This is a genomic window from Agromyces sp. Y558, from assembly GCF_059445415.1.
Genome location: NZ_JCAIUH010000001.1, coordinates 1,986,549 through 2,013,469, shown reverse-complemented (window position 1 = coordinate 2,013,469; position 26,921 = coordinate 1,986,549). Strand labels below are relative to the sequence as shown.

Annotated in this window: 23 protein-coding genes and 2 tRNA genes; 6 read left to right on the top strand and 19 right to left on the bottom strand. The window is 67.9% G+C overall.

The window, feature by feature from the left end; all coding sequences use genetic code 11:
* The first annotated feature begins 15 nt into the window (after positions 1-15).
* Together hpaE and hpaD are read left to right on the top strand one after the other, a co-directional pair.
* The gene (gene hpaE, locus AC1C2T_RS09480) at positions 16-1,509 is read left to right on the top strand and encodes a 5-carboxymethyl-2-hydroxymuconate semialdehyde dehydrogenase (protein WP_495385110.1); all 1,494 of its coding nucleotides are present in this window, start codon (positions 16-18) and stop codon (positions 1,507-1,509) included.
* A 109-nt stretch (positions 1,510-1,618) separates the two neighbouring features.
* Complete coding sequence (gene hpaD / locus AC1C2T_RS09475; protein WP_495385109.1) at positions 1,619-2,740, top strand: 3,4-dihydroxyphenylacetate 2,3-dioxygenase; 1,122 nt, start codon at positions 1,619-1,621, stop codon at positions 2,738-2,740.
* Positions 2,741-2,811: 71 nt separating this feature from the next.
* Here hpaD and AC1C2T_RS09470 read toward each other — a convergent pair whose 3' ends face one another.
* On the bottom strand, positions 2,812-3,744 hold the full coding sequence (locus AC1C2T_RS09470) for an endonuclease domain-containing protein (protein WP_495385108.1): 933 nt from the start codon (positions 3,742-3,744) through the stop codon (positions 2,812-2,814).
* A gap of 303 nt (positions 3,745-4,047) precedes the next feature.
* Between AC1C2T_RS09470 and AC1C2T_RS09465 the strand changes: the two genes are divergently transcribed.
* Positions 4,048-5,250: a metallophosphoesterase family protein gene (locus AC1C2T_RS09465; protein ID WP_495385107.1), complete on the top strand. Its 1,203-nt coding sequence runs from the start codon at positions 4,048-4,050 to the stop codon at positions 5,248-5,250.
* A 50-nt stretch (positions 5,251-5,300) separates the two neighbouring features.
* Here AC1C2T_RS09465 and AC1C2T_RS09460 read toward each other — a convergent pair whose 3' ends face one another.
* The 5 genes from AC1C2T_RS09460 to AC1C2T_RS09440 all read right to left on the bottom strand — a co-directional run bounded on the left by AC1C2T_RS09460 (position 5,301) and on the right by AC1C2T_RS09440 (position 10,008).
* Positions 5,301-6,128, bottom strand: a complete 828-nt coding sequence (locus AC1C2T_RS09460; RefSeq protein WP_495385106.1) for an alpha/beta fold hydrolase — start codon at positions 6,126-6,128, stop codon at positions 5,301-5,303.
* Positions 6,125-6,727 (bottom strand): isochorismatase family protein, encoded by a 603-nt coding sequence (locus AC1C2T_RS09455; RefSeq protein ID WP_495362310.1) that lies wholly within the window; start codon positions 6,725-6,727, stop codon positions 6,125-6,127. Before AC1C2T_RS09455 ends, AC1C2T_RS09460 begins: the two co-directional genes overlap by 4 nt.
* A gap of 106 nt (positions 6,728-6,833) precedes the next feature.
* A complete protein-coding gene (locus AC1C2T_RS09450) occupies positions 6,834-8,708 on the bottom strand; it encodes a D-alanyl-D-alanine carboxypeptidase (protein WP_495385105.1) in 1,875 nt (624 codons plus the stop codon).
* Positions 8,709-8,775: 67 nt separating this feature from the next.
* Positions 8,776-9,759 carry a Gfo/Idh/MocA family protein gene (locus AC1C2T_RS09445; RefSeq protein WP_495362308.1) on the bottom strand — a complete coding sequence of 328 codons (984 nt, stop codon included), beginning with the start codon at positions 9,757-9,759 and terminating at the stop codon, positions 8,776-8,778.
* A gap of 172 nt (positions 9,760-9,931) precedes the next feature.
* Positions 9,932-10,008, bottom strand: a tRNA-Thr gene (locus AC1C2T_RS09440).
* Positions 10,009-10,590: 582 nt separating this feature from the next.
* Between AC1C2T_RS09440 and AC1C2T_RS09435 the strand changes: the two genes are divergently transcribed.
* Positions 10,591-11,061: a hypothetical protein gene (locus AC1C2T_RS09435; protein ID WP_495385104.1), complete on the top strand. Its 471-nt coding sequence runs from the start codon at positions 10,591-10,593 to the stop codon at positions 11,059-11,061.
* A 523-nt stretch (positions 11,062-11,584) separates the two neighbouring features.
* On the opposite strand, the gene AC1C2T_RS09430 is transcribed toward AC1C2T_RS09435, so the two are convergent.
* The 8 genes from AC1C2T_RS09430 to topA all read right to left on the bottom strand — a co-directional run bounded on the left by AC1C2T_RS09430 (position 11,585) and on the right by topA (position 20,458).
* Entirely contained in the window at positions 11,585-12,175 is a 591-nt protein-coding gene (locus AC1C2T_RS09430) for a hypothetical protein (protein ID WP_495385103.1), read from the bottom strand.
* On the bottom strand, positions 12,176-12,844 hold the full coding sequence (locus AC1C2T_RS09425) for a DUF4145 domain-containing protein (protein WP_495385102.1): 669 nt from the start codon (positions 12,842-12,844) through the stop codon (positions 12,176-12,178). It abuts the gene before it with no gap.
* A gap of 76 nt (positions 12,845-12,920) precedes the next feature.
* Entirely contained in the window at positions 12,921-13,781 is an 861-nt protein-coding gene (locus tag AC1C2T_RS09420) for a hypothetical protein (RefSeq protein WP_495385101.1), read from the bottom strand.
* Positions 13,782-13,917: 136 nt separating this feature from the next.
* A tRNA-Thr gene (locus tag AC1C2T_RS09415) sits at positions 13,918-13,990 on the bottom strand.
* A 79-nt stretch (positions 13,991-14,069) separates the two neighbouring features.
* A complete protein-coding gene (locus tag AC1C2T_RS09410) occupies positions 14,070-15,656 on the bottom strand; it encodes an alpha/beta hydrolase (protein WP_495385100.1) in 1,587 nt (528 codons plus the stop codon).
* Positions 15,653-16,921 carry a DNA polymerase III subunit delta' gene (locus AC1C2T_RS09405; RefSeq protein ID WP_495385099.1) on the bottom strand — a complete coding sequence of 423 codons (1,269 nt, stop codon included), beginning with the start codon at positions 16,919-16,921 and terminating at the stop codon, positions 15,653-15,655. Before AC1C2T_RS09405 ends, AC1C2T_RS09410 begins: the two co-directional genes overlap by 4 nt.
* Positions 16,922-17,039: 118 nt before the next feature.
* On the bottom strand, positions 17,040-17,660 hold the full coding sequence (tmk, locus tag AC1C2T_RS09400; protein WP_495362305.1) for a dTMP kinase: 621 nt from the start codon (positions 17,658-17,660) through the stop codon (positions 17,040-17,042).
* Positions 17,657-20,458: a type I DNA topoisomerase gene (topA, locus tag AC1C2T_RS09395; RefSeq protein WP_495385098.1), complete on the bottom strand. Its 2,802-nt coding sequence runs from the start codon at positions 20,456-20,458 to the stop codon at positions 17,657-17,659. The genes tmk and topA overlap by 4 nt, the downstream gene beginning before the upstream one ends.
* Positions 20,459-20,666: 208 nt before the next feature.
* Between topA and AC1C2T_RS09390 the strand changes: the two genes are divergently transcribed.
* Complete coding sequence (locus AC1C2T_RS09390; RefSeq protein ID WP_495362304.1) at positions 20,667-20,903, top strand: hypothetical protein; 237 nt, start codon at positions 20,667-20,669, stop codon at positions 20,901-20,903.
* A gap of 24 nt (positions 20,904-20,927) precedes the next feature.
* Here the strand turns inward: AC1C2T_RS09390 and AC1C2T_RS09385 are convergent, their stop codons facing one another.
* Genes AC1C2T_RS09385 through AC1C2T_RS09365 form a run of 5 tightly spaced genes read right to left on the bottom strand, consistent with a single transcriptional unit; the run spans position 20,928 to position 24,092 of the window.
* Positions 20,928-21,347: an Rv3654c family TadE-like protein gene (locus AC1C2T_RS09385; RefSeq protein WP_495385097.1), complete on the bottom strand. Its 420-nt coding sequence runs from the start codon at positions 21,345-21,347 to the stop codon at positions 20,928-20,930.
* Entirely contained in the window at positions 21,344-21,652 is a 309-nt protein-coding gene (locus tag AC1C2T_RS09380; protein ID WP_495385096.1) for a TadE family type IV pilus minor pilin, read from the bottom strand. The genes AC1C2T_RS09385 and AC1C2T_RS09380 overlap by 4 nt, the downstream gene beginning before the upstream one ends.
* A 16-nt stretch (positions 21,653-21,668) precedes the next feature.
* Positions 21,669-21,908: a DUF4244 domain-containing protein gene (locus AC1C2T_RS09375; RefSeq protein WP_495385095.1), complete on the bottom strand. Its 240-nt coding sequence runs from the start codon at positions 21,906-21,908 to the stop codon at positions 21,669-21,671.
* A gap of 58 nt (positions 21,909-21,966) precedes the next feature.
* Positions 21,967-22,968 (bottom strand): type II secretion system F family protein, encoded by a 1,002-nt coding sequence (locus AC1C2T_RS09370; protein ID WP_495385094.1) that lies wholly within the window; start codon positions 22,966-22,968, stop codon positions 21,967-21,969.
* Positions 22,965-24,092, bottom strand: a complete 1,128-nt coding sequence (locus AC1C2T_RS09365) for a TadA family conjugal transfer-associated ATPase (protein WP_495385093.1) — start codon at positions 24,090-24,092, stop codon at positions 22,965-22,967. Before AC1C2T_RS09365 ends, AC1C2T_RS09370 begins: the two co-directional genes overlap by 4 nt.
* Before the next feature lie 468 nt (positions 24,093-24,560).
* Between AC1C2T_RS09365 and acs the strand changes: the two genes are divergently transcribed.
* Positions 24,561-26,513: an acetate--CoA ligase gene (gene acs, locus AC1C2T_RS09360; RefSeq protein ID WP_495362298.1), complete on the top strand. Its 1,953-nt coding sequence runs from the start codon at positions 24,561-24,563 to the stop codon at positions 26,511-26,513.
* Positions 26,514-26,921 lie beyond the last annotated feature (408 nt).

The window sequence follows — 26,921 nt, the reverse complement described above, 5'->3', positions numbered from 1 at the left end:
CACGAAGGAATCACGATGACCCACCACATCCCCGAGGGCCTGCCCGACCGCATCCGCCACTACATCGACGGCGAGTTCGTCGACTCGGTCGGCGGCGAGACGTTCGACGTACTCGACCCGGTCTCGAACGAGACCTACGTGCAGGCGGCGGCCGGCCAGCAGGCCGACATCGACCTCGCCGTCGCCGCCGCGAGGCGCGCATTCACCGACGGCCCGTGGCCGCGGATGCTGCCTCGCCAGCGCTCCCGTGTGCTGCACAAGGTCGCCGACCTCGTCGAGGCGAGCGACCGCCGCCTCGCCGAACTCGAGACCTTCGACACGGGCCTGCCGATCACGCAAGCGCTCGGCCAGGCGCAGCGCGCCGCCGAGAACTTCCGCTTCTTCGCCGACCTGATCGTCGCCCAGCGCGACGACACCTACAAGGTGCCCGGCCGCCAGGTGAACTACGTCAACCGCAAGCCGATCGGCGTCGCGGGCCTCATCACCCCGTGGAACACGCCCTTCATGCTCGAGTCGTGGAAGCTCGCCCCGGCCCTCGCGACCGGCAACACGGTCGTGCTGAAGCCTGCCGAGTTCACGCCGTTGTCGGCATCGCTCTGGGCCGAGATCTTCCGCGAGGCCGGCGTGCCCGACGGCGTCTTCAACCTCGTCAACGGGCTCGGCGAGGAGGCGGGCGACGCGCTCGTGAAGCATCCGGATGTGCCGCTCATCTCCTTCACCGGCGAGAGCCGCACCGGCCAGATCATCTTCGGCAACGCCGCGCCGTTCCTGAAGGGGCTCTCGATGGAGCTCGGCGGCAAGTCGCCCGCCGTCGTGTTCGCCGACGCCGATCTCGACGACGCGCTCGATGCCACCGTGTTCGGGGTGTTCTCCCTCAACGGCGAGCGCTGCACGGCGGGCTCGCGGGTGCTCGTCGAGCGACCGATCTACGACGACTTCGTCGCGCGCTATGCCGAACGCGCTCGCAACATCGTGGTCGGCGACCCGCACGACCCGAAGACCGAGGTGGGCGCGCTCGTGCACCCCGAGCACTACGAGAAGGTCATGTCGTACGTCGAGATCGGCAAGGGCGAGGGGCGGCTCGTCGCGGGCGGCGGCCGGCCGGAAGGGCTGCCGACCGGCAACTATGTCGCACCGACGGTGTTCGCGGATGTCGCACCTGACGCCCGCATCTTCCAGGAGGAGATCTTCGGGCCCGTCGTCGCGATCACCCCGTTCGACACCGATGAGGAGGCGCTCGCGCTCGCGAACGACACCCGCTACGGCCTTGCCGCCTATATCTGGACGAACAACCTGAAGCGCGCCCACAACTTCGCCCAGTCGGTCGAGGCGGGAATGGTGTGGCTGAACTCGAACAACGTGCGGGACCTCCGCACCCCGTTCGGCGGCGTCAAGGCGTCGGGTCTCGGGCACGAGGGCGGCTACCGCTCGATCGACTTCTACACCGACCAGCAGGCCGTGCACATCACCCTGAACCAGGCGCACTCGCCGCGCTTCGGCCGCGGCTGACCCCTCTCCCGTTCCCTGACCCCTCTCCCGTTCCCTGAGCCTGTCGAAGGGAACACCACCGCACCCCCTTCGACAGGCTCAGGGGGCGCACTCGAGCAAGGACGCTGACATGCAACTCCCCGAACCCGTCGTGACGACCACCGACCCGATCCCCGCCCCGGCGAACCGCATCCCCACCCCGCACGCGACCCCGCCCGACATCGTGCGCTGCGCGTACATGGAACTCGTCGTCACCGACCTCGAGGCCTCGCGCCGCTTCTACGTCGACGTGCTCGACCTCGTCGTCACCGAGGAGGACGAGAACACCGTCTACCTGCGCTCTTACGAGGAGTTCATCCACCACAACCTCGTGCTGCGCAAGGGCCCGGTCGCCGCGGTCGCCGCTTTCAGCTACCGTGTGCGCACGCCTGAAGACCTCGACCGCGCGGTCGACTTCTACGAGGAGCTCGGCTGCCGCGTCGAGCGCCGCCCCGAGGGATACACCAAGGGCATCGGCGACTCAGTGCGCGTCGAAGACCCGCTCGGCTTCCCGTACGAGTTCTTCTACGACGTCGAGCACGTCGAGCGGCTCTCGTGGCGCTACGACCTCTACACGCCGGGCGCCCTCGTGCGGCTCGACCACTTCAACCAGGTCACTCCCGACGTGCCCAGGGCCGTGAAGTACATGGAAGACCTTGGCTTCCGAGTCACCGAAGACATCCAAGACGAACACGGCACGACGTACGCGGCCTGGCTGCGCCGGAAGCCCACGGTGCACGACACCGCCATGACCGGTGGCGACGGCCCCCGTATGCACCACGTCGCGTTCGCGACCCACGAGAAGCACAACATCATCGCGATCTGCGACAAGCTCGGCGCACTGCGCATGAGCGACGTCATCGAACGCGGCCCCGGCCGACACGGCGTCTCGAACGCGTTCTACCTGTACGTGCGCGACCCCGACGGCCACCGCGTCGAGATCTACACGCAGGACTACTACACAGGCGACCCCGACAACCCCGTCGTCACCTGGGATGTGCACGACAACCAGCGACGCGACTGGTGGGGCAACCCCGTCGTGCCGAGCTGGTACACGGATGCCTCGCTGGTGCTCGACCTCGACGGCAACCCGAAGTCCGTGGTCGCCCGCACCGACGAGTCCGAGATGGAGGTCACGATCGGCGCCGACGGCTTCTCGTACACCCGCAAAGACGACGAGGCGCAGGGCTTCAAGCTCGGTCACACCCTGTAGCGCCCTGCTGCTGTGCAGAACTCCGGATCGGCCGCAGGACACGCGGTTCCTCGCGCGCATCATGCGGCGTGTCACCCGCCGAATCCGGAGTTGCGCACAGCACCCGCCGCGAGATGCACTCCACGCACCATCAGCAGTCGGATCGCGGTCTCGACCGACTCCCACTCGCGGAGCACCTGCCGGTGGCTGAACGAGATGTGCGTATAGCCGATCGCCTTCAGCCATGCCCAACGACTTCGGTCGCGGTCGAACGCGCCGGGCTGAGAGTGCGGCCCCTCCCCGTCGACCTCGAAGATCAGCCGTTCGCCGATGAGGAAGTCCGCCCAGAATCCGCCGGGCAGTGCGACCTGCGGCGTCGCCGGGATCCCGGCGACGCGGAATCTCTCGCGCGCGACAGTCTCAGCGACTGCCTGGCTGCTCGGACTCGAGCGATGCGCGATCCGTTGCAGCGAGCCAGGCAGCCGCTCGAGGAGCCGAGCGAAACCGAGGTCGTCGAGGAGCTGCGGTCGCTCCGCCCTCCACTCGACCAGCTCCCGAGCGGAGTCGAGCGCGCACAGCGCATCCAGCTCGGGCACGCAGGCGAGCATCTCGGCAAGGCACTCCTCGAGAGACACGATGACGCCGTTCGCCGGCCGGTGCTGCTCCCAGTGCAACCGCACGCGCCCGCCCGCCTCGGCCACACGAACCGGCGTCGACCGATCATCGGGATCGCGCAGGCGTGTTGCATGAGGTCCGACGTGCACGTGCAGTTCGGAGGCATCGGTGAGCACCCGCAGCCCATGAAGACGTGCGGCAGAGATGCAGGCGAGTCGGCCGCCCACCCGCACTGCACGCTTGGCGGGTGCGGGCAGGGCCGGCTCCACGAACACGCCGCGACGGGCGCGCTCGATCTCACGGCGTTCGAGCGCTGCCGTGATCGCGCGACGACTCAGCCCGGCCGCGAGCAGATCGGCCGCCGTGCAGACTCCGCCGAACGCACGCACGACAGCTCGAGCATCGACCATGGCCCGAGCATGACGGCTTCCGCCGATGCATCCGCCGCCAGCCGCGCCCCGGTGCCGGCCCCTGACAGATCCGCCCCTGTGGAGGCCGAGTGGTGGGACGGCCCCGTGCACAACTCCGGAGCAGAACCGTGACACGCCGGATCAACATCCCGAGACACGGCGAGTCGTAGCTCCGATCCGGAGTTCGGGTCGGCTTCACCGTCTTCTCGTTCATCTGCTCGTCTCCTCCGAGACATCCGCGATGCCTAGCGTCGTTCGCGGCGCGCCCTCAGCGCCCGCCGCCGACGACAGGAGATTCGACAGATGCCAGAGAAGTTGCCCATCAGCCGCCGAACGATCCTCACCGCGGGGGGTCTCGGCATGCTCGGCGCCGCCCTGCCGACCGTGGCCCACGCCGAGACCATCGACGAGCTGCAGACGACCTCGGGTCGACCTCGGCCGAAGGCGCCGAAGCTGCGGTTCCACGACGACGGCACCTTCAAGGTCGTGCAGTTCAACGACACTCAAGACGACGAGCTGACCGACCGGCGCACAGTCGAACTCATCGAGAAGACCCTCGACGCCGAGCAGCCCGACTTCGTGCTCATCAACGGCGATGTCATCACCGGCGGGTGCGAGACGCGGCTCGCGGTGAAGCAGGCGATCAACAATGTCGTGTGGCCGACGGAGAGCCGCGGCATCCCGTGGGCGGTCACCTATGGCAACCACGACGAGGACTCGCTGCCGCAGTCAGGTGTGAACGAGGCGATGATGCTCGACTTCTACCGCAGCTACGACTTCAACATGAACGCCGAGAACATCGCCGGTGTCACGGGCACCGGCAACACGATCGTGCCGATCCGCACGGCCGGCCGCGGCAACGAGACGGCCTTCAGCCTGTGGCTCCTCGACTCGGGGCGCTACGCGCCGGGCGACATCGACGGCCAGAACTTCGACGGCTACCCCACCTGGGACTGGCTGCGCATGGACCAGGTGTCGTGGTACCGCTCGGAGTCGCAGCGGCTCGAGAAGAAGTTCAAGCGCAAGGTTCCGGGCCTGATGTTCATCCACATCGCACTCTGGGAACACCGCTTCATGTGGTGGGGCGGCGTCGACACCCGTACCGAAGCGGATGCCGCGCGCGGCCTCGCCCGGCACGGCATCGTGGGCGAACGCAACGAAGACGAGTGCCCCGGACCCTTCAACTCGGGCATGTACAACGCGATCCTCGAGCGTGGCGACGTCAAGGGCGTGTTCGTCGGCCACGACCACGTCAACGACTACGTCGGCAACTACTACGGCGTGCTGCTCGGCTATGCGCCGGGCACCGGCTTCGGCGCCTACGGGCTGTCGGGGACGGAGCGTAACCGCATGCGCGGCGGGCGCGTCTTCGAGCTCACGCAAGCAGGCGCCGACGTCAGCATCGACACCCGGGTCGTCTACGCGCGCGACCTCGGCATCGACCTGACCGCGAACGACCAGCCGATGGAGCCGACGCCCCTCGCGCCGAAGCAGGCCGCGATCTGACGTTTCACCCGGTCACCGATGCGGGGCGGGGTCGGCGGTTCCGCCCCGCATCAGGCTTCGGCGAGGAAGCCGATCGCGGCCTTCTTGAAGGCCCGCGCAGTGAGCGTTGAAACGTGGTCGCGGCCGGGGATCGACACGAAGTCGGCACCCCAGTCGAGAGCGAGCTCCCGCGCCCCTACGGGCACAGGGTCGTTTTCACCGGCGATGAAGAGCACGGGGATGCCTCCCGGAATCGAAAGCGGCGCACCCGACACGCCCTCGATGACGGCGAGGAGCGCCTCACGGTCGGCGCCGGCCGTGATCGCAGGCCGGAGCACCTGCTCGATGAGCGGGTTCCCCGGCGGCTCGTCGCGCAGCAGCACGGCTCGCACCTCGTCGAGGTCCCATGAGGCGAAGAGTTCGCTCGGCCCTGCGCCACCGATCACGACTCGGCGTACGCGCTCGGGCGCACTCGCGGCGAATGCCGAGACGACCCGGTTGCCCATGGAGTACCCGATGACGTCGACCTCGTCGACACCGGCGGAGTCGAGCACGGCGATCAGGTCCGCTCCGAGCCGCTCAGGCGCATACGAATCTGCGTCGACCGGCTTGTCGCTCTCGCCGTGTCCGCGGAGGTCGAGGGTGATCGTCGCTCGTCCGGCATCTTCGAGCGCCCGGATCCAGCCCGTGCCCTCCCACGTGACTGCGGCGTCGGAGGCGAAGCCGTGCACGAGCAGCACCGGCGGCAACCCGGCGCCCGCGCCCGCGCCGCGATCGCCGCCGTCGCCGTCGCCGTCGCCGCCGCCGTCGCCGCCGTCGCGTACGCGGTAGCCGATGAGCACCCCATCGGGGGACTCGGCGTAGAGTGTCGGCGCTTGGGCAGGTTCGACCTGCCTCACGAGGCGTCCTCGCCGAGCACCGACGACTCGGCGATGACGGCGCCGGCGTGGCCGAGCTCGGCGAGTGCGGCCTCCGACGACTCGGGTGCGACACCAGCCACGAGATCGGTGAAGATCCGTACGCGCTGGCCGTGCTCGACAGCATCGAGTGCACTGGCCCGCACGCAGTAGTCAGTGGCGATGCCGACGATGTCGATCTCGGTGATGCCACGGGCGACGAGCACTTCACTCACGGTCGCCCCCGCATCATCCGTGCCCTCGAAGATCGAGTATGCGGGCGCACCCTGGCCCTTGCGGATGTGCACGTGGACGCCCGAGGTGTCGAAGTCGGGGTGATACTCGGCCCCGGGTGTGTCGGCGACGCAGTGCGTCGGCCAGGTGTCGACGAAGTCGGGTTCGTCGTCGCCTGCGAAGTGGCCTCCGTTGTCGGAATCCCCCGAATGCCAGTCTCGGGATGCCGCGACGAGGTCGTACTCGCCCTGATGCTGTGTGAGCAGGCGGGTGATGCCGGCGGCAACGGCAGCCCCGCCGTCGACACCGAGCGCTCCGCCCTCTGTGAAATCGTTCTGCACGTCGATGATGAACAGGGCCCTGGTCATGGCTCGCTCCTTCGCACGTCGGTCACGGCTCGATTCGGCCGCCGAGACCATTCTTCCAGTGTCGCGCCCGTGCTGCCCGATGTTCAGCGTTGAGCGAAGCCGGCGATCACTGATTGGAGAGGTTGTCGCCGCAGAGGAAGAACCCGGTCGTGAGCGTGTCGATCGCCTGCTTCGCGTCGTCGGAGACGTCGCCGAGGGCGTAGATCGCGAAGGTCAGCGTGGAGCCGTCTTGCGCCCGTACGACCCCTGCGAGCGTGTAGCCGGTGTCGATCCATCCAGTCTTGGCCGACACCGCGCCGTCGGCGACCGAGTTGTCGCCCGAGAACCGGTCGTCGTAACTCAGGGACCCGCGCTCGCCGGAGACGGGCAAACCGTCCATGAGCACGCCGAGGTTGCCCTCGCGCGCGTTGATCTTCACGAACAGCTGGGTGAGGTACGACGGAGGCACTGCGTTGTTGTCAGAGAGGCCCGAGCCGTCGACCACGACTATGCCGGTCGTGTCGATCCCATACGTCGCAAGGCCCTGGAGCACACCCGCGTTGATGGCGCCGAAGGTATTGCCCGAGCCGGTCTCGATCGCGACGAGCCGGGCGAGCATCTCGGCCGCGGTGTTGTCGGAGACGACGAGTGCCTTGTCGACGATCTGCGCGACGGTCGGCGACTGCACCTGCCCGAGCTGCTGTGCGCCTGCGGGAGCGGTGCCCCGTTCGATCGCGCCGATGCCGCCGAGCGCGCTCGCGAAGGCGTCACCGGCACGGCTCACGGGGTCGGCGCTGCGCCATGAGGTGTTCGCACCGGGGTCATCGCGGTCGCCGTCGACCATGAGTGCGGCGACGTTCGCCATGTAGCCGTCCTCGCGCTCCTTGATCGCCCAGCTCGGCTCCCACTCGTCGCCGCTGAAGTAGCTCGCGTCGAGGATGAGCTTCGTGAGCGGCGGGTTGGCGGGCTCGGCCGCCCACGCGGCCTTCACCTGTGCCGCGAGCTCGTCGAGGTGCGCCGCGCCCGGGTACACGGTCTCGGTGCCGCTCGAAGTGCGGGAGAGGGTGGCGTCGCCGCCACCGACGAGTACGACCGAGCCGGGCTCGCTCCCCTTCACGACGGTCGTCGCCGTGCGGTAGTCGGGCCCCAGCACCGACAGCGCCGCGGCCGAGGTCAGCACCTTCATGACGCTCGCGATGCGGGATGCGGTCGTGCCGCCGCGGTCGTAGAGCACCTCACCGGTCGACGCGTTCATCACTTGCGCCTGGAAGTTCGCGAGCCGCCCATCGGCCGCGCGATCGGCGACCGAACAGGTGCGGAGCCGGGTCGCCGCGGCCGGTGCGGCGGGTACCGGCCGCGCCGGATCGACCGTCGGCGTCGGGGTGGGCGTCTCGATGAGCGCAACGGATGCCTCGCCGCCGCCGTTGCTCGCCGCTCCGACCGCAACCGCGCCGGCCCCGATCAGGCCGAACGCGAGCACGCCGCCCGTGATCATCAACGGCAGGCGGTGCTTGCGGGCGAACGTCGCGATGGTGGTCAGTACGCCGTTCTTCGACGGAGCGTCGGCAGACTGGGTTTCAGCGGCGGGAGTCGTGTCGACGGGAGTTGCGGGATCCGGATGCTCGGCGGACAGGAGCTCGGTCGCCGCGAGCTCGGTATCGAGGATCTCGGTCGGGAGGATCTCGCTCGCCGCGAGATCGACGTCGAATATCTCGGTACCCGCAGTTTCGATCGCCGAGGTCTCGGTCGCCGACGTCTCGGTCGCCCACGTCTCGGTTACCGAAGACTCGGTTACCGAAGGCTCGGTTACCGAAGGCTCGATCGCCGAAGACTCGGTCGCCGACGTCTCGGTCGCCGAAGAGTCGGGTACCGAAGGCTCGATCGCCGAAGACTCGGTCGCCGAAGACTCGGTCGCCGAAGACTCGCCGGGAGACGCGGCGCCGCCGTTCGACGGGTCGCCCGCGTCAGGGGTCTCCCCTGCGGCATCCGTCTCGTCGATCACCCGGGAATCCTACGCGAGCCTTCCTCAAGAGAACCTGATCATGCGCCGGAATCACGTGCCGACGGTGTCATTCTCCCGGGTAGACGAGCCCGATCTGCCGGCGGATCTCGTCGAGCGACGCCATGATCGCGACGGTCTCATCGATCGGCAGGAGGTCTCCTGAGAGTGTGCCCGCGGCGACGAGACGCTCGACCGCTTCAGCCTGATACTGCATGCCGCGCCCGGTGACCTCGGAGCGGTACTCCTCGATGACGGTGCCGTCGGCGGCGACGACGCGGAACGTCGTCGGGGTGTACCAGACGTGGTCGATCTCGATGCGGGCGGCGGTGCCGAGCACGACAGCCGTGTTCGGGCCCTTCGTGTCACTCGCCGAGAACGTGACCGCCGTGCGCCCGCCCTCGTAGCCGAAGACTGCTGCGATGTGCGCGTCGGCGCCCGTCGTCTTGAAGGTGGCCGAAGCCTGGATGGTGCTGGGCTCACCGAAGATGTCCCACGCGAACGAGATCGGGTAGATGCCGAGGTCGAGCAGGGCTCCGCCGCCGAGCTCGAGCGCGTTGATGCGGTGTGCGGGATCGTCGGAGAGCAGCTGGGTGTGGTCGGCGATGAGCGAGCGCACCTCGCCGAGCGTGCCCTCGGCGATGATCTCGCGGATGCGCGCCATGTGCGGCAGGTACCGCGTCCACATCGCCTCGAGCGCGAGCAGGCCCTTCGCGGCGGCGAGTTCGGCGACCGCGCGCGCCTCATCGGCGTTGACGGTGAACGCCTTCTCGACGAGCACGTGCTTGCCTGCCTCGAGGGCGAGGGTCGCGTTCGCGGCGTGCATCGGATGGGGCGTGGAGACGTAGATCACGTCGACCTCTGGGTCGGCCACGAGCGCCTCGTAGCTGCCGTGCGCATTCGGGATGCCGAACTCCGCGGCGAACGCGTCGGCGCCCTCCTGCGAGCGCGAGCCCACCGCTTGCACGGTGAATCCGTTGAGCTTCAGGTCATTGGTGAAGGCATGGGCGATGCCGCCGGTCGCAAGGATTCCCCATCGCAGTCGTTCCGTCATACGCGACAGCCTATTCGGCGATCGCCTCGCCACCGGCCCGCCCCTGTTCTGGGAACTGCGGTAGTCACGAGGTCGACGCACCGTGAGTCGTGACGCGCGCAAGTTTCTCCAGGGCGAGACACGAACGGCCCGGAGAACCCGGGCCGTTCGTGTGCGGTGACACCAGCGGAACTGGAGCCGCCTGTGGGAATCGAACCCACGACCTTCTCATTACGAGTGAGTGCGGCTGAGGTGGTTGCGTTAGGCGGCGGCGGCGCACGTCGGCCCAGTACGGGCGAGAACGCTGAGTCTCCGCCCGTGCGCGCGCCCGGCGTAAACCGGCGCGGGCCGGCGCAACTCGGCATGCTCGGACGGGTTATGTGACGGGCCAAAGTGCCCAGACCGATGCGCCTGTGCTCATCAGGGCTCCGATCCCAGCCCATATCAAGTTGCTTCGAACCGACGTGAAAGCGTCTCGCATCACCTCGATCACCACGGTCTGTCCCGACAAGTCGACAGACCCCAAGTTGCCGGGATGGATTCCTTCAGCTTCACGAATCTGCGCGTACTTGCTATTCACCTGATTCTGGTGATCGCTCCACTCCTTGGTGGACACATACTCGCCAATCTCACCCACCTCAGCATGTGCATTAGCCGCAAGTCCAGATGTCGCGCGTACTTGAGCTCCCTTGTACGCAGACTCCGAGAAGTCTTGATGAACGCTGACCACAGACCGGCCACGGTCACGACAAAGCCGACGATGAGCAGGATGGCGATCGTTACGCGAAAGTCCATGGTCAGACCGTACCGGCTCGCCCATCACCGTGACGGCGTAGACATCGTGCCCATCTCATGACAGAACGGGGCGGCAAGAAGTTCCGCGAGGTTGCAGAGGCGTCTACGACGGCGAGCGCTTCTCGACTGAAGCCGAAGACCGCAGGACAGAACGAACTCGCCTACAGGTTGCACATCGACCCGACCTTCGGCGCGCGCCGGATCAATTCGACCGCTTCGATGCGCATCGAGGCTTGGATCGTGGACATGCAAACGAAGGTGTCGGCGCAGACCGGGCGCACTCTCGCTTTGGCCTCCGTGCTGGGCGCATACGTCGCGCTGTCGAAGGCATTCGGCTACGCCGTGAAGCACCGCATGATCGCGGTGAACCCCCGCGCCGTCGTCGACCGGTGTTCCTCTCCCCCGAGCAGGTCGCCGCTGTTGCCGCAGAACTCGATGCCCACGCGCCCTACGGGTTGGCGGTCCGCTCCACGGCGTACACGGGTCTACGAGTTGGTGAACTGGCGGCGCTCAGGATTCGAGACGTGAACTTCCTCCGTTGCCACATGTCCCTGCGGCGCACCGTGCAACGGGTGAAGGTGGTTGGTTATCGGTCGGCACGCCCATGGCCCCGTAGCACCCGCGACGTGCCGTTGAGCCGCGACCGGCTGACTGCGCTTGCGGCCTACCTCGAACCGCACTCGCACAAGCTCGACAGCGACGCAGCGCTATGGCCCGGGTCGCGTGCCTAGAGGGCACGGAGACGAATGTGCTCCGCTGGACTACGACGGGCAGTTCGACGTGGCAGCGTGTACCGGCACTACTTCAAGCCTGCGTTACGTCGGCTCAGCCTGCCCGACGTTCGATGGCACGACGTTCGACACTTCTACGCGAGCACTTGCGCAGCAGCGGATTTCGAGATTCGCAAAGTGAGCCGGTGGATGGGGCTCGCGAACATCAACACCCCGAAGGCCATCTCCACACCTGTTCAACGGCAGCCACGACGCCAGCATGGGCGCCCTCGATGCAGTCTCCGCTCGCAACCGCGACGTCCGACCGGTGGCCCGCCTGGCTAGCGGCGAGGCCGAGGCGGCAATGGATAACGCCACACCTCGCGCTCCTCGCCATCCGGCTCATTCGACCATTCAACGGTGATCGTGGAGTCAGTTGTTCCCATACTACGAGCCAATACGAAGGTCACAGCTTCATGCGGGAAAACGCTCTCTGGAGCGGGCAGCGCCCCCGGAACGTGCATCGTCTCGTGGGCGCGGATCACTACCTTGTAGGCGGGCGCATCGCCCTCGTTCTCCAGCTTGTAGGCATCATTCTGAAAGTGTGTCAACTCCCACACAACGCGTGCGGGTGGAGCCTCGGCGAGAATCGTCGGGGCGCCGAAGCCCTTGGCAGCGATGTTGTCTAGCGCATCAGCCATCCGCGCCATTGTGTCGATGGTCAGTGCGGCAGCGTTCTCGGCTCGTTCTGCGCTTGCGGCCCCAGCTGCCTCTGCTCGCACGGCGCGCTCTGCCTCCGCGGTGGCAAGGACCAGATCTTGCTTCTGCCCACGACGCGCAAAGTAGAACGACACCCCAACACCCATTAGTGCCCCGATCGTGGCGATCGTCTCGATCAACGACCCGACGTCGAAGGCAGGCTCGGCGGGCACCTATGTCTCTACTGGCTCGGTTGCTTCCGCTGCCGCAGTCTCTGCCTCAAGTTCGGCAAGCTCTCCGGGAACCTCGAATAAGTTGCGAAGCACCTGCGTAGTGAATCGTAGAGACCGCTCGACCTCCGGCCCGGTGAGCCGCGTGTCAGTGAAATGCGCGCCGATGTTACCGATCTTGCGAATATGTTCGAGCAATCCCGCGAAGTCCTGAGTGATGTAGTTGCCTTCGAGAAGCTTCTTCACTGCTGTGTAGAGATTTCGCTCGTCCACGCCCTTCTTTGCAGCGGCAGCTTCGAGGGTCTTGCGGAGCTGCACGGCGGAAGCATCCGGCAAGCCAGCGATGAGTGCACGTTGAGCATCGTCGAAGAATCCAGCTACATCGTCCGGCAGGTGCTTAACCGAGATGCCAAAGTCGTCGGCATTCGGCAACACTCGAGCAGCCGACACCTCTGACTCGTGCGCAATGGATGCATCACCGGTGTTGTAGTCGTTGTGCATGTGCATTTCGACTAGCGTCACGTTTCCGCATCGCGGACATGCGTATGCAGCCCAATAGTGCTTCTCGCCCTGTGCATCTTTGATATGGCGGTCCGACCAGCGCTCGTCCAATGCAACGCTAACCGTGCGGCAGTAACCACAATCCCGATACGCCAGTTCAGCGAACTTCATGCCCTGAACCTAGCAGCGGTCCTCCGTCACACGGCAGCCCCAAAGGAGGGTTCAGTGCCGATCCTGGCGGACACCGCTACCGCTGCGTTACGGCTCCCGAGCTGAACCACTGCACGAGCGGCACAGCGAGCATCACTGCGGCCTCAGCCTCCGCCTGCGTGTTCGGGGTCCAGTCGTGCTGTCCTGCATGCCGCCCCTGTCCCGCCCAAAGCATCTGCACCATCCCGAGCAACACCTTGATCGTCGAGTAATCGGAGTGCTGCTTGGCGATGTCCAAACCCCAGTCCCCCTGATCGCGCATTACCGCGAAGACCTTGCCGAGCGTGGCGGACTTGTCGGTGGGAATGACGACGGGGATCGCTGCTGCTTCCACGGCCAAGACCGCCTTGCGATAGGCGGTCTCCGGATTCGGACCCAGGCCGAACGCTGAGTGCCACGCCGCGGACAGGAGAGTTCCGGCGTGGCCCTGCGTCGCCATGGCGGTGTTAGCCGCCTGCTGCACGCCTTCGGGGACTCGCTTCTCGAGACCGGGGACGCCCGCTCGGGTGCCGACCTTCCACTCTGAGCTGCAGCGCACGAGGATGTCGTCGAGCTCGGCAAGTTTCTTGCGGCTCAGGTCGTTATCTGCGCCTGCGAGGCGCCACACGAGATAGTCGATGAACTGGACATAGGTATCTTGATCGGCGAAAAGGGTCCGCTCCAGACTGCTGAAGCCGTCGTCCTCGAACGGGTGCGACAATGGGTCGGCTCTACGGGCTCGCTGGTCGAAAGCCCGAACCAGACCAACGCGACGCCGAGTCTGGCCGAAGCTATCTTGGAATACGAGCGCGTCTTTGAGCCAAGCTGTGAGGTCCCGGCGCATCCAGGTGGGTACGCCCGCAACGAGCGTCTCGAACTGTTCAGCACCAGAGCCCATTGGGAACCACTCATCGGACATGACCACGAACCTAGCAGCGGCCTTGCGACACTCGGCATTCCCAAGGAGGGGTTCAGGAGGGGATACTCCGACAGCCCTGCACAATTACAGAAGCCCGGACACCACGCGATCTGCGTTGTTCCGGGCTTCTGGTCGGAGCCGCCTGTGGGAATCGAACCCACGACCTTCTCATTACGAGTGAGACGCTCTGCCGACTGAGCTAAGGCGGCGTGGCATCCGGGCGCTCAAAGCGCACCGGGTGGCACGAGAATCAATGTTAGCGGGTTTCGCAACCGTCGATGACCACCATCAGCACTTCGGATCGCTCGCCGGCACGGTGCCGTCGAGCAAGTACGACTCGACCACGTCGTTGATGCACGAGTTCGATTTGTTGTACGCCGTGTGGCCCTCACCCTCGTAGGTGACGAGCACTCCGCTGTCGAGTTGCTCGGCGAGGGCGACGGCCCACTCGTACGGCGTGGCCGGGTCACCCGTCGTGCCGATGACGAGGATCGGCGCGGCACCCTCAGCGTGAACCTCGGCCCGCTCGCGGTCGCCCTGATAGGGCCAATTGATGCATCCGAGGTCGCCGAACCCGAAGTACGGCCCGATGATCGGGGCGACCTCCGCAACGGCGGCGGCCTTCTCGCGCATCACCGCGACGTCGGACTGGTAGGTGTAGTCGAGGCAGTTCACCGCACTGAATGCTTCGGCCGAATTGTCGAGATAGGTGCCGTCTTCGCTCCGACCGTTGTAGCCGTCGGCGAACGAGAGCGCCATATCGGCGTCGCCGAACATCACGGCCTCGAACATGTCGTTCAGGTACGGCCACGAGTCGACGCTGTACAGCGGGTAGATGATCGCCGTGACGAGGGTGTCGGCGCCCACGAGGCGTCCGTCGGTGCCGCGCAGCGGGCTCTGGTCGACGGATGCCAGGAGCCGGCTGATCTCGTCGGCAGCTTCGTCGACCGTGCCGTCGAACGGACATTCAGTGCCCGAGAGACAGAATTCGAGGTAGGCCTTCAGGGCGTTCTCGAACCCGACGGCCTGGGCCTGGGAGACTTCGGACTCGCTCGCGGCGGGGTCGATCGCCCCGTCGAGCACGAGCCGGCCGACATTGTCGGGGTAGAGCTCGGCGTAGGTGGCTCCGAGGAAGGTGCCATAGGAGTAGCCGAGGTAGTTGAGCTTCTCGTCCCCGAGGATCGCGCGAAGCAGGTCGAGGTCACGCGCGGCGCTCTCGGTGTCGACGTTGCCGAGCAGCTCGCCGGTCTGCTCGCTGCACGCCTGACCGAAGTCGGCCTCGATGGCCTCGGCCGCGGCGATCCACTCGTCGCTGCCCCGCTCGCCGGGCGTGATGCCGTAGAGGTACTCATCCATCTCGGGTGCGTCGTAGCAGGCCACCCCTGCCGAGCGCCCGACGCCCCGGGGGTCGAACCCGACGACGTCGTACCGCTCCTGCAGGGGCTTGCCGACGGCAAAGTCGAGGGAATCCATCACGAAGTCGTAGCCCGAGCCGCCGGGTCCGCCCGGGTTCACGAGCAGCGAGCCGATCTTGTCACCGGTCGCGACGTGCCGCACGAGGGCGAGCTCGGTCTCGCCTGCCGCAGGGTCGCTCCAGTCGAGCGGCGCCTTCGCCGTGGCGCAGCCCATGTCGTCGCCGCATCGCTCCCACTTCAGCACCTGCGAGTAGAAGGGTTCGAGTTCGGCGTCGACCTCTTCGCCCGTCGGCGTCGAGACCGGCTGCTCGACGTTCAGCATCGAGGGCACGCAGCCGCTCAGCGCGAGCAGTGCCGCGAGGGCACCGACGACCGCGATCGCACGGATGCCACGAGGCATTCCTTCGGCTGGCTCGGGGCGGCGGCGTCGTCTGGCGGTGTTGTGACGCGTGTCGGTCATGCGGCCCCTCGTTCGGTGGTCGGTCGCCGGATGGCGGAGACGAGCATCGCCTCGAGTGCGAGGGCAGGCTGCACGTTGCCGTCGATGCGGGTGCGCGCCAGCTGGATGGCGTCGAGCGTCGCGAGCGTGCGTGCAGGCGTCGCGGATGCCGCTGCCCGCTGCATGCCCGCCTCGAGCTCACGGTTGACGAGCGGCACGTCAGCGGCGAGCTGGATGAGCAGGATGTCGCGGTAGAGCGACGCGAGGTCGACGAGGATGCGGTCGATGCCGTCGCGGAGGCTGCGGGTCGCTCTGCGCTTCTGATCGTCTTCGAGGGCCTTCAGTTGCGGGCGCAGCGCGTTGGGCACCGCCTGCCCCGGAGCGACGCCGAGTGAGTGCAGGGCGTGTGCCCGCTCTTCGGCATCGCGCAGCTCGCTGATCGCCTTGGCGTCTTCGCCGGCGATCTCGATGAACCGTGCCGCCGTCGCCACGGCTCCGGAGGTCGAACGCACCGCGAGCGCGAGCTCGAGGGTCTCGGACCTGCGACGCCTCGCCTCATCGTTGGTCGCGAGCCGATGCGCCATGCCGATGTGGCTCTGCGCCTCGCGTGCTGCACGTTCGGCGAGCACGGGATCGACGCCGTCGCGGCGCTCGAGGAGGGCCGCGACATCCGCGACGCTCGGCACTTGGAGTCGAACTGAGCGCACGCGCGACCGGATCGTGGGGATGAGGTCGGCTTCGCTCGGTGCGCAGAGGATCCACACGGTGCGGTCGGGCGGCTCTTCGAGTTCTTTGAGCAGGAAGTTCGAGGTCTGCTCGGTCATGCGGTCGGCGTCTTCGACGATGATGACCCGGTGCCGCCCGATCGATGGTGCGTAGTGCGAGCGGCGCACGATATCGCGCACGTCATCGCGCTTGATGATGACGCCCTCGGTCGCGAGCACGTGCAGATCGGGGTGACTGCGCGCATCGACCTGCGCCTGAGTGCGCTCGTCGCCGTCGGGGTCGCCAGAGATGAGCGCCGTCGCGAACGCATACGCGAGGTTCGAGCGACCGGAGCCGGGCGGGCCCGTCACCAGCCAGGAGTGCGTCATCTGCTGTGCACCCGCGCCCGTCGCGCGCGCGCCTGTCGTCGGCCCGTCGTTGCCGGCTGCGTCGTTGCCGGCTGCAGCGGCGTCACCGTCGAGCGGCGGCGCACCGCGAGTGGGTGCACCGGCGGACTCTGCGGCCGCTCGGAACAGCGCGATCGCGGCATCCTGCCCGGTCAGCTCACTCCACACACTCACGCGTCAACGCTACCGTCAGCCGCTGTCACGCGGGCCCGTCCGACGACGCTTTGCGGCGGGGAGGACACGCGGCGAACCACCGCACAGGCGCAAACCGTCGCACGAACGGTGAGCACGCTCAGAGGAGACCGGCCACGCGTACGCGGATCGCTTCGGCGATCTCGTCGATCGGCGACGAGGCGTCGACGACGAGGAAGCGCTCGGGCTCGGCGGCGGCGAGCTCGAGGTACGCCCCGCGAACCCGGTCGTGAAACTCGGATGCCTCGGCCTCGAGCCGGTCGTACCGCGTGCGTGCCCCGTCGAGACGGGTACGAGCCGAGGCTGCGTCGAGGTCGAGCAGGATCGTGAGGTCGGGCAGGAGCCCTTCGGTGGCCCACTCGGACAGCCCGCGCACGGCTGCGGGGTCGAGCACGCGGCCCGCTCCCTGATACGCGACCGACGAGTCGATGTACCGATCCTGGATGACGACGTCGCCTCGCGCGAGCGCCGGCCGCACGACGGTCGCGATGTGATGTGCTCGATCCGCGGCGTAGAGCAGCGCCTCGGCGCGGGGCGCGATGTCGCCGCGGTGGTGCAGCACGATCTCGCGCACCTCCACACCGACGTCGGTGCCGCCTGGCTCGCGCGTGCGCACGACGGTGCGGCCCTCTCCGGCAAGCCACGCCCCGAGGCGTTCAGCCTGCGTGGTCTTGCCAGACCCGTCGCCGCCCTCGAGGGTGATGAATAGCCCGGTGCTCACTTCTTGGCCGCCGCCTTCTTCGGGGCACGCTTGGCCGGAGCCTTCTTCGCGCGCGGCGCGGCCGGACCCTTGTCTCGCTTGATCTGGAGCAACTCCACGGCGCGTTCGAAGGTGATCTCTTCCACCGACTCCGCGCGCGGGATGGTCGCGTTCGTGGTGCCGTCGGTGACGTACGGGCCGAACCGGCCGTCCTTCACCTTGATGGGCTTGCCGCTCACCGGATCTGCCTCGAACTCCTTGAGGGCACTCGACGCCGTGCGGGCGCCGTACTTCGGCTGAGCGAACAGCTCGAGCGCTCCGTCGAGGCCGATCTCGAGGATCGCGTCTTCGCTCGGCAACGTGCGGGTGTCGGTGCCCTTCTTGAGGTACGGACCGTAGCGACCGTTCTGGGCGGTGATCTCGACACCGGACTCGGGGTCGATGCCCACGACGCGCGGCAGGCTCAGGAGCTGCAGCGCGGTGTCGAGGTCGATCTCTCCGACCTGCATGTCCTTGAACAGTGACGCGGTGCGCGGCTTCTCGGCGACGGGCTTCTTCGCGGCGCGCTTCGCCTTCGGCTTCGGCGCGTCGGCCACCTCGCCTGTGACGGGGTCGACGGATGCCGCGGCATCCGCCTCGGGTGCTGCTGCGGGCTCCGGTGTTGGCTCGAGCTCGGTGACGTACGGGCCGAATCGGCCGTCTTTCACGACGATCTCTTTGCCGTTCTCGGGGTTCACGCCGAGCACTCGGGCCTCTTGAACCGGCGCAGCGATGAGCTCACGGGCCTTCGCCTCGGTGAGCTCGTCGGGTGCGAGACCCTCGGGCAGGTTCACTCGGCGGGGTGGCGCGTCGGGCGCCGCCGTCTCGTCGACCGTCTCGAGGTAGGGGCCGTACTTGCCGATTCGCAGCGTGATGTCGGGCGCGATGACGACGGAGTTGATCTCGCGCGCGTCGATCTCACCGAGGTTGTCGACGACTTGGCGCAGGCCCCGGTGCTTGTCGGAGCCGAAGTAGAAGCTCGAGAGCCAGTCGACGCGGTCGGCCTCGCCTGCGGCGATGTGGTCGAGGTCGTCTTCCATCTCTGCGGTGAAGTCGTACTCGACGAGGTCGCCGAAGTGCTCTTCGAGCAGTCGCACGACAGAGAACGCGATCCAGCTCGGCACGAGCGCCTGGCCGCGTTGCGTGACGTAGCCGCGGTCGAGGATCGTCGAGATGATCGACGCGAACGTCGACGGGCGGCCGATGCCGAGCTCTTCGAGCCGCTTGACCAGGCTCGCCTCGGTGTAGCGAGGGGGCGGCGAGGTCTCGTGGCCCTTGGCCTCGAGGTCGGCCATGTTCAGCGACTGACCCTCTTTCAACGGCGGGAGCTTGGCCTCACCCGGCGTCTCCTCAGCGTTGCGCTCTTCGTCGCGGCTCTCCTCATAGGCGGCGAGGAACCCGCGGAAGGTGATGACGGTGCCGCTCGCGGTGAATTCGGCGATCGTTCCGGCGACCGGCACCGATGCCTCGGCGGGAGCCGCAGCATCCGCTGCCGTAGGCCCGACCTCGATGGTGACGGTGGCCGTCTGGCCCTTCGCGTCGGCCATCTGGGATGCGACGGTTCGCTTCCAGATGAGGTCGTAGAGCTTGAACTCGCTGCCGCGGAGCACGCTCTGCAGCTCGGAGGGTGTGCGGAACACCTCGCCCGACGGACGGATCGCCTCGTGAGCTTCTTGCGCATTCTTCGATTTGCTGGCGTACGCGCGGGGCTTGTCGGGAATCGAGTCGGCGCCGTAGAGCTTCGTCGCTTGCGTGCGGGCCGCGGTGATCGCCTGCTGCGAGAGCGACGACGAGTCGGTACGCATATAGGTGATGTAGCCGTTCTCGTAGAGCGACTGCGCCACGCGCATGGTGTCACGCGCCGAGAGGCGGAGCTTGCGCGCCGATTCCTGCTGCAGGGTCGACGTCGTGAACGGCGCCGCCGGGCGGCGGGAGTAGGGCTTGGACTCGACCTTGGAGACGGTACGCGAGACCGTGTCGGCGGAGAGCGCGGCGACGAGCGCACCGGCCGTCGCCTCGTCGAGCACGACGGCCTTGCCCTTCAGCTTGCCGGTGTCGTCGAAGTCGCGGCCGGTCGCGACGCGGTCGCCGCCGAGCCGCACGAGCTTCGCCTCGAACGAGGGTGAACCGTCGGTTGCCTCGGCCGAGAAGCGCCCGGCGAGGTCCCAGTAGCCTGCCGCGACGAACGCGAGTCGCTCTCGCTCACGGTCGACCACGAGTCTCGTCGCCGCCGACTGGACGCGACCGGCCGACAGGCCGGGCCCGACCTTGCGCCAGAGCACGGGCGAGATCTCGTAGCCGTAGATGCGGTCGAGGATTCGCCGGGTCTCCTGCGCATCGACGAGGGCGGTGTCGAGTTCGCGGGTGTTGTCTTTCGCCTTCTCGATCGCCTCTTTCGTGATCTCGTGGAATACCATGCGGCGCACCGGAACCTTGGGCTTCAGCTCCTGCAGCAGGTGCCACGCGATTGCCTCGCCCTCGCGGTCCTCATCAGTGGCGAGCAGGAGTTCGTCGGCGTCTTTCAGCGCGCGCTTCAGTTCGGCGACGGTCTTCTTCTTCGAGTCCGACACGACGTAGTACGGCTCGAAGCCGTTGTCGACGTCGACCGAGAACTTGCCGAGCGGGCCCTTCTTCAGTTCGGGCGGCAGGTTCTTGGGCTCGATGAGGTCGCGGATGTGCCCGACCGAAGAGAGCACCTGATAGCCGTCACCCAGGTATTGGGCGATCGATTTCATCTTGGTCGGTGACTCGACGATGACCAGCTTTTTCGCGCCTGACACCAGACTCCTAATTGTTGACGATTGAGACGAGAACGCACATTGAATGCCGCGCCCCCGAGCGGTGTGCCATCAGCCGGCGAATGCTGCGCCGACAGCCACACCATACACATATCAGCCGGGAGGACGCGTACTCGGGGCGCCCCGAGCCGTCGCGACGAGGGCGCGTCCACCCCTTGCGGTTCGCCCGCGGTTGAGGAGAATTGGCCTCATGGAAACCTCAACGACGGGCTCCTACACGGCAAAGCTGATCGACGGACCGCTCGAAGGCAAGACGGTGGCCACCGCCTTCCTCGATTCGGGCGATCCGCGCCCGCGGCTCGAGCTGAATGCCGACCGGGGCAAGCGCTACGTGTACTCGCGTGCGGCTGGCCTCGAGTTCGCGGCATCCGACGACGATCGTCCGAGCGCCGTCGAGTACCGCTTCACCGAAACCGTCTTCGACTGACCCGGTTCAGCAGTCGGTGCCGACTCAGTCCGGCGAAGCAGGCGGCCCCGGCCACCCTGGTGGGCCGGCGCGGGCCGAGGCGACGAGTTCGAATCCCGGCATGGTGCCGACGGTGACGGTGACGGATGCCACCGCGCCATTGCTCTCGCACGCCCCGAGCTCGCCGCCGTTTCGGGCCGCGACAGCGGCTGCGAGCTGACAGGGCACACCCGCCACGGCACCAGAGACCGCGTCGGCTGCAGCGAGTGCCGCAGCATCCGCGGCATTCTCCGCCCGCTGCGACATGACGAAGATGCCGAGCAGTCCGACGAGCGCCACGGTGAGCGCAGTCACCGCCCCGATGATTCCGAGGGCGAGCACGGATGCCGCACCGGACTCCTCGGGCGCGCCGGCATTCCGGCGCGCAGGTCGCATCCCTGCGCGAGCAGCCGCCGCGCCCATCATCGTCCGCCCGTCACGGCACAGGACTCTGCGCGGAGGTCTATGGCGGCGAGGAGCCCGGCGCCCGAGGTGTGGAGCGTCGCGCAGACGAACTGGCCGTCGGTTGCGACCGAGAGCTCTGCGCCGCCCGAGATCCGGTCGGCAATGGCGCCCGCCGCGGCATCGGACTCGCCGCGCCCGAGCGCACGGGCGGCGTCGGCAGCGGCATCCGTCAATCGCACCTGCAAGGCGACGAGCTGTACTGAAGCGAGGCACGCGGCGAGCACCAGCGCGATGGCGGGCAGCGCAACCGCGAACTCCGCGGTCACGCCGCCTCGCTCGCCGTCAGCCGACCGTGAGCGCATTCCGCACGAGGTCGGTGAGGATGCCGCGCACCTCGTCACCACGCAGGATGATGACGAGGAGCCCCGCGAATCCGACGGCTGCCATGGTTGCCACGGCGTACTCGGCCGTCGCCGCGCCGCGTTCACCGGCGAGGCGACGGGCGACGCGACGGGCGACCCGGCGAGCGTGGTTGCGGCTCTCCTGCCCTCGAGCGCGGTCGGCGGTGGAGTGTTCGGACATGGTGTTCCTTCCAGTGATGCCGGCGGGCCGGCGGTCGAGTGGCACGAGTCGGGTCGGGTCATACGGCACCGCCGAGGGTGCCCGTGATGACCGAGATCATGAGCGGCGCAACGCCGAGCAGCACGAAGGCCGGCAGCACGCAGAACCCGAGCGGAAGCATGAGGCGCACCCCGAGCGCGGCCGCCCGTTCTGCGCCCGCCGCGCGGGCGGCTCGACGCACTCGGAACGCCTCGGCCCGCAGGAGCTCGGCGACCGGCGCCCCGGCTCTGGCCGCGAGACCGAGCACCACCTCGACTTCGGCGCCGTCACCAGCGTGCGGCACGTGCTGCTCGATCGAACGGCGCGCGAGTTCTCTGGCGAGGTCGATCGAGACCCCGCTCGACATCGCGATGGCGAGCAGCTCGAGTTCGAGACCTGCGTCGGCCCGCGATCGACCGGCTCGCGTGGCGAGCGCGGCGTTCCAGCGGTGGCCGCCCCACAGGCACAACAGCCCGAGCCCGAGACAGGCGAGGCCGATCGGGTTGCCGAAGAGCACTCCCAGCGTGTCGAACCCGAGCGTCGCACCGAACACGACCGCGATCACCGGCAGGGCCATGACGAGCCGGGCGCTCGCCTCGGGTCCGGCGAGCGCCGCACGCACCTCGCGACGCAGCTGCGCCTCGTCACGCAGCACGGCTGCGAATTCCCGCAGGCTGCCGGCCAGTGGCGCGCCCGACTCAGCGGCGACCGCCCAAGCGGCAGCCAGTACGGGCCATGCGGCGGATGCTTCGGGTTGCGCGTTGCGCGCCGCGGTGATGGCCGGCGCAACGGGCTCGCCGTTCAGCGCCGCAGCGGCAGCCCCGGCGAGCACCAGAGCATCGGAATCAGCGGCGGAATCGGGTTCGGCATCGGCACCGATATGGCTCCACGCACTGGACGCCGGCACCCCGGCTGCGAGCAGCACCGCGAGTCGTTCGGTGACGGCGGCGATCGCATCGACCTCTGCCGCGGGATCGGGGCGCCGCCTGAGACGGGCGATGCGTTCGGGCAGACGCGTCGCACGCGGCATCCGCTCGCTCACATCGCCTCGACGACGAGTCGGTCGCCGCGCAACTCGAACCGCCCCATCTGCGCGAGACGCCGCTTGCCGTCGATGCGTTCGAGATGCAGCACCAGGTCGAACGCGCTCACCGTCTGCCGGGCGAGCGCGTCGGGCGAGAGGCCCGCGATCGACCCGAGCGCCTCGAGCCGGGCGGGAACATCGGCGAGCGAGTTCGCGTGCAGCGTACCGGCACCGCCGTCATGGCCGGTGTTCAGTGCGGCGAGGAGCTCCCGCAGCTCAGCGCCACGGCACTCGCCGACGACGAGCCGGTCGGGGCGCATGCGTAGCGCCTCGCGGAGCAGCGCGTCGAGGCCGACGCTGCCGGCTCCCTCGAGGTTCGCCTGCCGCGCCTCGAGCGAGACGACGTGCGGGTGCTCGACCTGCAGCTCGGCGACGTCTTCGATGATGACGAGCCGCTCTCGTTCGGGAGCCTCGGCGAGAAGTGCCGCCAGCAGGGTGGTCTTGCCCGTGCCACCGGCCCCCGTCACCAACAGGTTCTTGCGGGCGGCGACGGCCGCTCGCAGCACCGGCTCGTGCGAGGCGTCGACCATGCCGGCTCGTGCGAGCGCGGCGAGCGAGAAGCCCCCGGCTCGCGGAACACGCACCGAGATCGCCGTGCCGGTCGCCGACACCGGCGGGAGCACAGCATGAACTCGGATGCCGCGCCCCAGCCGCACATCGACGGCCGGCGTCGCCTCGTCGATGTGCCGGCCGCCGCGGGCGATGAGCCGCACTGCGAGCGCACGCACCTCGGCTTCGTCTGCGACCCATTCGGGCTCGCGCTCGGCGCCCGCGCCACGGTCGATCCAGAGGCCGCGCTCGCCATTGACGAAGAGATCGGTGACCGGCCCGTCTGAGGCGAAGGTCTCGAGCGGGCCGAGCATCGAGAGGTCGGCGGCGCTGCGGGCGGGCCCGCCGGAGGCAGGCCCGTGGGGGGAACCTCCGACCGACCGCGATGCACGCCCCGAACTCGACGATGACGAACCGACTCCGAGCGCGCGCGGCGGCGCGTCGCTGTCGTGTGGCGCGAACGCCTCTTCCGCGGCGAACGACACGCGCGGCTCGCTCTGCCATGACGGCGTCGCTACGAAGGGAGTACTCATGTCGCGAGCGTACGAAGCTGCAGTGGCTCAGCGGCATCCGATGCGCCGCAGGTATGGAAAGAGCCTCCCCCACGCCGTTGTGGAGGAGGACTCGACCTGCATGCACCGCCGATTTCGCGATGCCCCTTAACGAGAAGGGGGCGGCACCCATTGGGGGGAACAGGTGCCGCCTCGGCAGCGCAAGGATTGGGGGGAATCACGAGCGCTGCAGGCCACGAAACGAGTGTCCGGGCGGTAATCAGCATACGGCCTGCGGAAGGATGCGCAAGCATTTTCTGTCCTCATTTGTGCCGACACACAGAATTCTCTGCGCTTGACCACAGGAAGGCGCGCAGATCGGCCCGTGGAAGTCCACTGCGACGCTACGCGACAGTGCGATTCTTCACCCGCTCCGGGCGGCCGGTAGTGTGCTGCGTGGGGCAGGCGACCCATCCGAAGAAGCACTCGCGAAGGAGCGACTGAAGAAACATGACCATTCAGATCGATCACGCGCTCGAGGAGATCAGGCGATTCCGCCCGAGCCCCGAGTTCGCCGCCCAAGCCGTCGCCGACGAGCGTCTCTACGAGGAGGCAGCGGCCGACCGGCTCGGCTTCTGGGCCGAACAGGCTCGCGATCTCCTCACCTGGAGCACGCCCTTCACGCAGACCCTCGACTGGTCGAACCCGCCATTCGCCAAGTGGTTCCACGACGGCGAGTTGAACGTCGCCTACAACTGTCTCGACCGCCACGTGGAAGCTGGGCTCGGTGACCGCGTCGCCCTCTACTTCGAGGGTGAGCCCGGCGACAGCCGCGCCATCACCTACGCCGAGCTGACCGCAGAGGTCAAGCGCGCAGCGAACGCGTTGCTCGAACTCGGCGTGAAAGATGGCGACCGCGTTGCGATCTACCTGCCGATGATTCCCGAAGCCGTCGTCGCGATGCTCGCCTGCGCGCGCATCGGCGCCGTGCACTCCGTGGTCTTCGGTGGATTCTCGTCGAAGAGTCTCCAGTCCCGCATCGACGACGCCCAGGCCGAGGTCGTCATCACGGCCGACGGCGGCTACCGCAAGGGCAAGGCGTTCCCGCTGAAGCCGACGGTCGACGAGGCCATCGAGGCGGCCGAGACCACGGTGCGCTCTGTGCTCGTCGTCAATCGCACGGGCGGCGACGTCGCGTGGACCGAGGGCCGCGACGTGTGGTGGAGCGAGCAGCTCGCGGCGGTCGACGCCGAGCACGTGGCCCAGCCCTTCAATGCGGAGCACCCGCTGTTCATCCTCTACACCTCGGGCACCACCGGCAACCCGAAGGGCATTCTCCACACCTCGGGCGGCTACCTCACGCAGACCGCGTTCACGCACAAGAACGTGTTCGACCTGCACCCCGAGCGCGACGTGTTCTGGTGCACCGCCGACGTCGGCTGGATCACCGGCCACTCCTACGTCGTCTACGGCCCACTCGCGAACGGCGCAACCCAGGTGCTCTACGAGGGCACCCCTGATACTCCCCACCCCGGTCGCTGGTGGGAGATCATCGAGAAGTACAAGGTCTCGATCCTCTACACGGCACCCACCGCCATCCGCTCCTTCATGAAGCAGGGCCGCGACGTCGTGCGCGATTTCAACGTGCGCTCCCTCCGCCTCCTCGGCTCGGTCGGCGAACCGATCAACCCCGAGGCCTGGATCTGGTACCGCCACGTCATCGGCGGTGGCTCGATCCCCGTGGTCGACACGTGGTGGCAGACCGAGACCGGCGCGATCATGATCTCGGCACTGCCGGGCATCACCGATCTGAAGCCCGGCTCGGCGCAAGTGGCGATCCCCGGCATCTCGATCGACATCGTCAACGACGATGGCACGCCGATCGAGGGCGAGGGCGGCGGCCTGCTCACCGTTACCGAGCCGTGGCCGTCGATGCTGCGCGGCATCTGGGGCGACCCCGAACGCTTCAAAGAGACGTATTGGGAGAAGTTCGGCGACAAGTACTTCGCCGGCGACGGCGCCCGCCGCGACGAAGACCGCGACATCTGGCTGCTCGGCCGGGTCGACGACGTCATGAACGTGTCAGGACATCGTCTCTCGACCGCCGAGATCGAGTCGTCGCTCGTCGCTCACCCCTGGACGGCGGAGGCAGCCGTCGTCGGCGCCTCCGACGAGGCCACGGGCCAGGCAGTCGTCGCCTTCGTCATCCTGAAGACGAGTCAGGCCGACCAGGTGACCGACATCGTTGCGGCGAGCGACGAACTTCGCAAGCACGTCGCCCTGCAGATCGGCGCGATCGCCCGCCCCCGTCAGGTGTTCATCGTCAACGAGCTGCCGAAGACGCGCTCGGGCAAGATCATGCGGCGACTACTGCGCGACCTCGCAGAGGGCCGCGAGATCGGCGACACGACGACCCTCGCCGACACCTCGATCATGCAGGTCATCAGCGAGCAGGTGCGCTGAGGGACGTCAGCACAGGTGACGGATGCCGCGGCCGGGAGCATTCCCGCCGCGGCATCCGTCGTTCTCGATCTCGCGCGCCCTCTCGCTCTCCCTGCGCCCGTCGTTCGCCTTCGCTCTCGCCTCGCCTTTTCTCGCCTCTCCCTCGCCGCCCCCTCGCCGCGCCCGACGTGTTTGTAGGTCGAACGCCTGAATGTAGGACGGACTCGCGCGGGAGCGTCCTACAAACAGGCGTTCGACCTACATACCTCGGCGTACCGCTTCGGTGGCGGCAGCGGCGAGCAGCAGCAGCAGCAGGGCAGACAAGCTGCAAGGCAGGGGCAGGCAGGTTGCAAGGCCGTCGCAGACAAGCTGCAAGGCAGCGGCAAGCAAGCTGCAAGGCAGTGGCAGGCAGGCTGCAGCGAAACCGCA